A 6480-nucleotide genomic window follows, 5' to 3' on the forward strand; every position below is an offset into this window, starting at 1 on the left:
AACTGCACGCTGGTGAACAAGCCGGGCGAAGCCATCGAATGGCTGGCGAGTCCACCAATCCCGGCCACCGCGCCGCAAATAAAGCCACTGATCAGGCTGGCGATCAGCGGACGTTTCAATCTGACCGCCACGCCGTACAGCGCCGGTTCAGAAATGCCCGCGACAATCGCCGATGCCGCCGCCGCAAACGCGGTTTGACGCAGTTCAGGGTTTTTGGTTTTGAACGCCACCGCCAGCGAGGAACCGCCCAGTGACAGATTGGCGCCGATTTCCGACGGCATCACCATGCCTTCTTTGCCGGTTTCGGCGATGGTTTGAATGATGGTTGGGGTAAACACGCGATGCATGCCGGTCATCACCAGCAGCGGCCACAGCGCGCCCATGATCGCCACCGATAACCAGCCAAGATAGCCGTGAATGGTATAAACCAGCGCCGAAATACCGCTACCAATCCAGATGCCGAGCGGTCCGATCAGCACAATAGCGATCGGCGCAGCCACCAGCACAATCAGCATCGGCTTGAGGAAGTTCTTGGTAACCGCCGGCGTAATGCGATCGATCCAGTATTCGATGTGCGACAGAATCCACGTCATCACCAACGCCGGAATCACCGTATAGGTGTATTTCACCGCCGTCACCGGGATGTAGGCAAATTCCACCGCCTGGCCTTGCGCGGCTTTAGCCATCAAATCGACAAAGTTGGGATGCACCAACACGCCCGCGATGGCAATCGCCAGCGACATGTTGGTTTTGAATTTCAGCGCGGCTGAGGCGGCCACCATAATCGGCAGGAAGAAGAACGCGCCGTCACCAATCACGTTGAGGATGATCAGCGTTGAGGAGCCTTTCTCCAGCACGCCGCTCATTTCCAGCACCATCGCCAGCAGCTTCACCATCGAGCCACCAATGATCGCCGGGATCAGCGGCGACATGGTGCCCACCAGCGCATCCAGAATCCCAGCACCGATGCTGCGCAGGGTGATTTTGCGTTTCACAGGCGCCGCGCCGTCGCTGTTTGGCGTGCCGAGCTTCAACACTTCCTGATAGGCGAGGTTCACGTTGTTACCAATGATCACCTGACATTGCGTATCGGTGTGCACCACGCCCATCACGCCGGGAATGGCTTTCAGCACGGCGTTATCAATGTGCGCGCTGTCTTTCACCACGAAACGCAGGCGCGTCATGCAGTGCGTCACCGCTTCGATATTGTTCAGGCCGCCGAGCGCAGCCACGATGGCGCGCGAGACGTCCGCATAATTTTTAGCCATGGATTTTTGATCTCTGATTATTTGGTAGAGGTACAGCGGTTTTCTGCGTGATTTTTAATCATGAGAAACCGGTTTCACAAAATCATGAAGATGTGATGTGAACCAGGCAAGAGATTTAAAATTCAATGATTGAAAGTGTGAAGTTGATCGCTGAGGGTGAAAGGGCGCACAAAAGGCGATGGCAGAAAAATTGCCGTACATTTCGTCGCTTAGGTACACTGATGCGATGAGCATCGAAAAAGAGTGAAACATGGCGACCATAATCGAGGTGGCAAAAGTAGCCGGCGTATCGAAAGCAACCGTTTCGCGCGTGTTGTCTGGCAATGGCTATGTCAGCCAGGAAAAACGCGAGAAGGTCTATCAGGCGATTGCTGCCACTGATTTCCGCCCTAACTTGCTGGCGCGCAACCTGGCGACCAAATCCAGCCAGACGATTGGGCTGGTGATCACCAACACCTTGTATACCGGCAGCTACTTCACCGAGTTGATGCAGCATTCCGCGCGCCTGATGGAGCAGCAGGGACGTCAGCTGCTGTTGGTGGATGGTAAACACAGCGCCGAAGAGGAGCGCGCGGCCATTCAGTTCCTGCTCGATTTGCGTTGCGATGGCGTGATTATCTATCCGCGTTTTCTCACCACCGATGAAATGGACAGCATCATCGCGCAGCATAAACACCCGATATTGGTGATTAACCGCCGTCTGCGTCAGCACGACAGTTACTGCATCTATTCCGATCAACAGCGCAGCAGCAGCGCTGCGGTGGAGCAGTTGATTGCGCTGGGCCATCGCGAAATCGCCTTTATCACCGGTTCGCTGGATTCGCCGACCGGACGCGAACGTTTGGCGGGCTACCAGGCAGCGCTGACTAAACATGGCATTCCAATTGATGATGCGCTGGTATTCGAAGGAAAATGGCAGGCGCAAAACGGCATGACAGCGGTGGAGCATTTGCTGAAGCAGGGCAGAACGTTCACTGCGCTGGTGGCCAGCAACGATGATATGGCGGTAGGCGCGTTAAAAGCGCTGGCGGCAGCGCAGATTGCGGTGCCTGCACAAGTGGCGGTGATCGGGTTCGATGATATCCCGCTGGCACCGTTTACCATTCCAGCATTATCCAGTGTGAAAATGCCGGTAACCGAGATGATTCAGGAAACCATTGAACGCCTGATTTCCATGCTGGATGGCGGCGAAATGCGCAATGACAAAACCTTTGCCGGTGAATTAATTGTGCGTGAATCGGTTGGGCCGGGACCGCTTAACAATCTGTAATGGAAAATTTGAGTTTATGATTCCATTAATTTAGTAACTGATAATTGATGGAAATCTGTTTATTTTTCCATTAAAGAATGGCTTTATTTTTTAAAGAGACTCTGATTTGAATCTGCGTTAATCAGAATTAGTCTGATTGATTGTAAATCTCTGTCAGTGCTAATTTGACTTTACTCTTCCAGTCATCTTTCCTGAGGGAATTATGCACGCACGTATAACGCACCTTGATGGTATGCGCGGTTTAGCGATCCTGCTGGTAATTGGCTATCATGCTTACGCGCGATGGCCGGAATTATTGCCTTATGTCGCGCAAACACAACATATCCCACTTTTTAGCTTTGGCTGGCTCGGCGTAGAACTGTTTTTCATGATCTCGGGATTTGTCATTTTTATGACGCTGGATAAATCCAACAGCTATATCAGTTTCCTGAAAAAGCGCTGGCTAAGGCTATTTCCCGCGATGTTTATTGCCAGCATGCTGCTGTTCGCGCTAGGCGGTTTCTTCCCGGAATGGTCAGCGATGACGCCGTACGTCAGGAATCTGCTGCCCGGTTTGATATTTACTAACCCGGAAACCCTGACGCAATTAACCGGCATTGAATTCAAATCAATGGCGGGATCGTTTTGGTCGCTGTATGTCGAAGCGGTTTTCTATCTGATTATTGGCGCCGTCTATTTTACCCTTGGCCGGAAATATTGTTTGCCTGCTTTGCTGGTGCCAATGCTGCTGTTATCTGCTTCGTCGGTATTAAAATCACTCGGGCATCCGCTGCTCATCGATATTATTTCTAAGTTTGGTTTTATTCACTATTCGTGGTTTATGGTGGGCTGCCTGGTTTATGAACGTATGCACGGCCGCGATAAACTGTTCCATTACGCGATTGTCGCTGTGGCGATGCTGATTAACTTCAGCTATTTCGTAAAGAATGCTGGCGCGATAACCGTAATTCCATTGCTAATGGTGATGTTGTTCTTTGTCGCGAGCTTCTATTCTAAACAGATGGAACGCTGGCTTTCGATACGCTTCCTGACGGCTGTTGGCTTTGCGAGTTATGCATTTTATCTGATTCATGAAAACCTGATGATCGCCACGCTGATCAAACTTAACATCTATATCAAAAGTGAAGCCGTCATGTTGCTGATGCCCATTGTGGTAGCCAGCGTGCTGTACTACATCGCTTTCCTGATTACCAAATATGCCGAACCGGCGCTGAGAAATATGCTGAAGGGGAAACGGGTTCCCGCTGCACCGCAATCCGGTGCGGGCGCTTAGTACACAACATATCCTTCTTCCCCATCCCTGGCGTAATTATCGCCGGGGATTTTTTTAATCACTTGTTACGCTCCGCTATCAACGCTCTTCATCTCCCATCTGCGCTTTAACATATTTTCACACGTTTAAGTTCCTCCACCCTCGCAATCGTGCAAATCCAAACTCACCCCTTCGGGTTAGGCTTTGCAGCATGCGGCTGTGCGGGTTTGTAGAGATATGAAAGGTAATGTGAAGATTTGTTATTTCAAGCTTTATACGGTGCGTTTTGTGAACCCAGGCACGTTTATTCACCAATAAAGCTGTCAGGATTAACACTAACAAACAAATATTAACGTAATTTAACAAGGAGGGTTGCGAGTGTTACTGACCTACATGTTCGAAAACGGTTTGGGTTCATCGATAGATAAAAAGTAACCCACCGAAGGATTCATATCCCGTTGGGATGAGTCGTTTTTAGCTTCACATTGCGCCAACACCATTTTTACCTGCTGAAAAAAATTATTAGAGGTCTTACTGATGTCCACGACGTTGTTGTTAACCATCGCGCTGGCAAGCGTGATTTTGCTGTTACTTCTGGTGATAAAAGCAAAAGTTCATCCCTTCATTGCTCTGCTGGTTTCCAGCTTGTTTGTGGCGATAACTACCGGAATTCCTACCGGCGAGATCATGAAGGTGATTCTCGGCGGCATGGGCGGTTTGCTCGGTAACATCGCGCTGATTATTGTTCTGGGCGCGATACTGGGGGCGATTATTGAAGCCTCAGGTGGTGCGGATGCGCTGGCCAATCGCTTTGCGAAGCTGTGCGGGCCACAACGCATGGTGGCGGCATTGACCACGGTGGCCTTCATCCTTGGTTTACCGGTGTTCTTTGATGTTGGCTTTATCATTGTGGTACCGCTGATTTACGGTTTTACCAAAGTGCTGCGGGTATCAACGCTGAAGTTTGGTTTGCCGATGGCCGGTATGATGCTAATGGTTCATGTCACCGTGCCAACCCATCCAGGCCCAGCAGCGGCCGCTGCGCTACTGAATGCGGATTTGGGGTGGTTGATGCTGCTGGGCATTGCGCTTTCTATTCCGGTCGGTGTGGTCGGTTACTTCGCGGCCAAAGCCATCAATCGCAAAAATTACACGTTGTCAGTTCAGGTGCTGGAGCAGCTGCAATTAACGGAAAGCAGCGGGAAAACGTCATCCAGCGAGGAAAAACAAAATGTGCCGGGCGCGTGGGTGATCTCCGGCTTGATCGTTCTGCCTATTTTGCTGATTACGTTGGGCACGCTGCTCCCGCCATACTTAACCCCAGATAGTTTGTTACTGAACACCTTAACCTTGCTCGGCTCGCCAGGTATTGCTTTGCTGGTGACGGTGGCGTTAGCCGCATGGTTGCTGGGTATTCGCCGTGGCTGGACGAAAGATAAAATTGAAAGCCTATCGAATAACGCCATTTCCACTGCGGCGGGCGTTATTTTGGTATCCGGTGCGGGCGGTGCATTTGGCCGCGTGCTGGTTGAATCTGGCGTCGGTAAAGCGTTGGCCGGTTCGCTGCAAACCATTAATCTGCCACTCATCCCAGCCGCATTTATCCTGTCGTTAGCGCTGCGCGCCTCACAGGGCTCCGCCACCGTTGCCATTGTCACCACCTGCGGCTTGTTAAGCACCGCTGCCGCCGGGCTGGGTGACATGCAGCTGGTATTGGTCGCGCTGGCAGCATGCTTCGGTGCGCTGGGCTTGTCGCATGTCAATGATTCCGGCTTCTGGGTGGTCACGCGCTATCTCGGCTTGTCAGTTGCAGATGGTTTGAAAACCTGGACGGTGCTGACCACGATCATGGGATTATGTGGTTTTGCGCTGACCTGGCTGATTTGGACGTTTATTTGATAGTAAGGGCAGGTGCCACGGCTATCTGACTCTGACTAAATAAAAAGACCAGTGCTTTATGCGCTGGTCTTTTTTATTTCATAGTTCAATCAGTGTCAGCTATCTTTTTTGCTGCTGCGACCCGCAACTATTGCAGAATGTCGCCACCGGTGAAATTACCTTACTGCAGTTCGGGCAGATGGCATTTGTCGCGCCGCCGCACAGTCCACAAAAGCGATCGTCTTTATTGCAGAGATATTGGCAATGCGGGCAAGGTATTTTCAGTGATTCATTAGCAGAAGGTGCATATCTGCTGGAGTCACTATATTGTTCATTGTGATGACCATGTCCGCCATGGTGACGTGAATGGCCATGGCGTCCATTTGCGATGCCCGCGAAGAGTGATTTGAATAATCCCATTACACATCATCCCTAATTATTTTTCGCCATATTATTTCTCGGCGAATAAATGGCTGCATTCGCACTCCAGAAGCCATTGTTCATCATTTGAAGGCGAGTAACATAATATCCAACGGCTCCACGTTTTTGCGCTTCAACTCTGATTGATTCAAGCACTTCTTCAGATGTTTTTCTTTGGTTGGTAAAAGAGATGTCACCAATATGCTCCCAATTCCCCCCCTTTGTTTCCTTATAAGAAATCTCAACTGGGAAATTGTCCTGCGCTTGAGAAATTACAGGTAAAATAAATGTGGTAGCTAACACTGCAATAATGGTCAGTTTTTTCATGTTCCGTTCTCCATTTATGCCTGATATTCAGGCTTCCGCTTTTAGTTTTGCATTAAACATACCCT

6 protein-coding genes are annotated in these 6480 nt (G+C 50.4%); 3 read left to right on the forward strand and 3 right to left on the reverse strand.

Annotated elements, in window-relative coordinates; translation table 11 throughout:
- A partial coding sequence (gene ascF, locus RTY00_RS09980) for a PTS cellobiose/arbutin/salicin transporter subunit IIBC (protein WP_312664320.1) occupies positions 1 to 1268 on the reverse strand: 1268 nt, incomplete at its 3' end.
- A 250-nt stretch (positions 1269 to 1518) separates the two neighbouring features.
- Between ascF and RTY00_RS09985 the strand changes: the two genes are divergently transcribed.
- The 3 genes from RTY00_RS09985 (at position 1519) to RTY00_RS09995 (ending at position 5689) form a co-directional block, all read left to right on the forward strand.
- Positions 1519 to 2538: a LacI family DNA-binding transcriptional regulator gene (locus tag RTY00_RS09985; protein ID WP_312664321.1), complete on the forward strand. Its 1020-nt coding sequence runs from the start codon at positions 1519 to 1521 to the stop codon at positions 2536 to 2538.
- A 202-nt stretch (positions 2539 to 2740) separates the two neighbouring features.
- A complete protein-coding gene (locus RTY00_RS09990) occupies positions 2741 to 3811 on the forward strand; it encodes an acyltransferase (RefSeq protein ID WP_312664322.1) in 1071 nt (356 codons plus the stop codon).
- A 516-nt stretch (positions 3812 to 4327) separates the two neighbouring features.
- Positions 4328 to 5689 carry a GntP family transporter gene (locus RTY00_RS09995; RefSeq protein ID WP_312664323.1) on the forward strand — a complete coding sequence of 454 codons (1362 nt, stop codon included), beginning with the start codon at positions 4328 to 4330 and terminating at the stop codon, positions 5687 to 5689.
- A gap of 99 nt (positions 5690 to 5788) precedes the next feature.
- Here RTY00_RS09995 and RTY00_RS24715 read toward each other — a convergent pair whose 3' ends face one another.
- Together RTY00_RS24715 and RTY00_RS10000 are read right to left on the reverse strand one after the other, a co-directional pair.
- Complete coding sequence (locus RTY00_RS24715) at positions 5789 to 6088, reverse strand: double zinc ribbon domain-containing protein (protein ID WP_409519131.1); 300 nt, start codon at positions 6086 to 6088, stop codon at positions 5789 to 5791.
- A 12-nt stretch (positions 6089 to 6100) separates the two neighbouring features.
- A complete protein-coding gene (locus RTY00_RS10000) occupies positions 6101 to 6415 on the reverse strand; it encodes a DUF1471 domain-containing protein (RefSeq protein WP_312664324.1) in 315 nt (104 codons plus the stop codon).
- Between the last annotated feature and the right edge of the window lie 65 nt (positions 6416 to 6480).

The sequence above is a fragment of the Pantoea sp. CTOTU49201 genome, from assembly GCF_032054795.1.
Classification (GTDB): domain Bacteria; phylum Pseudomonadota; class Gammaproteobacteria; order Enterobacterales; family Enterobacteriaceae; genus Pantoea; species Pantoea symbiotica.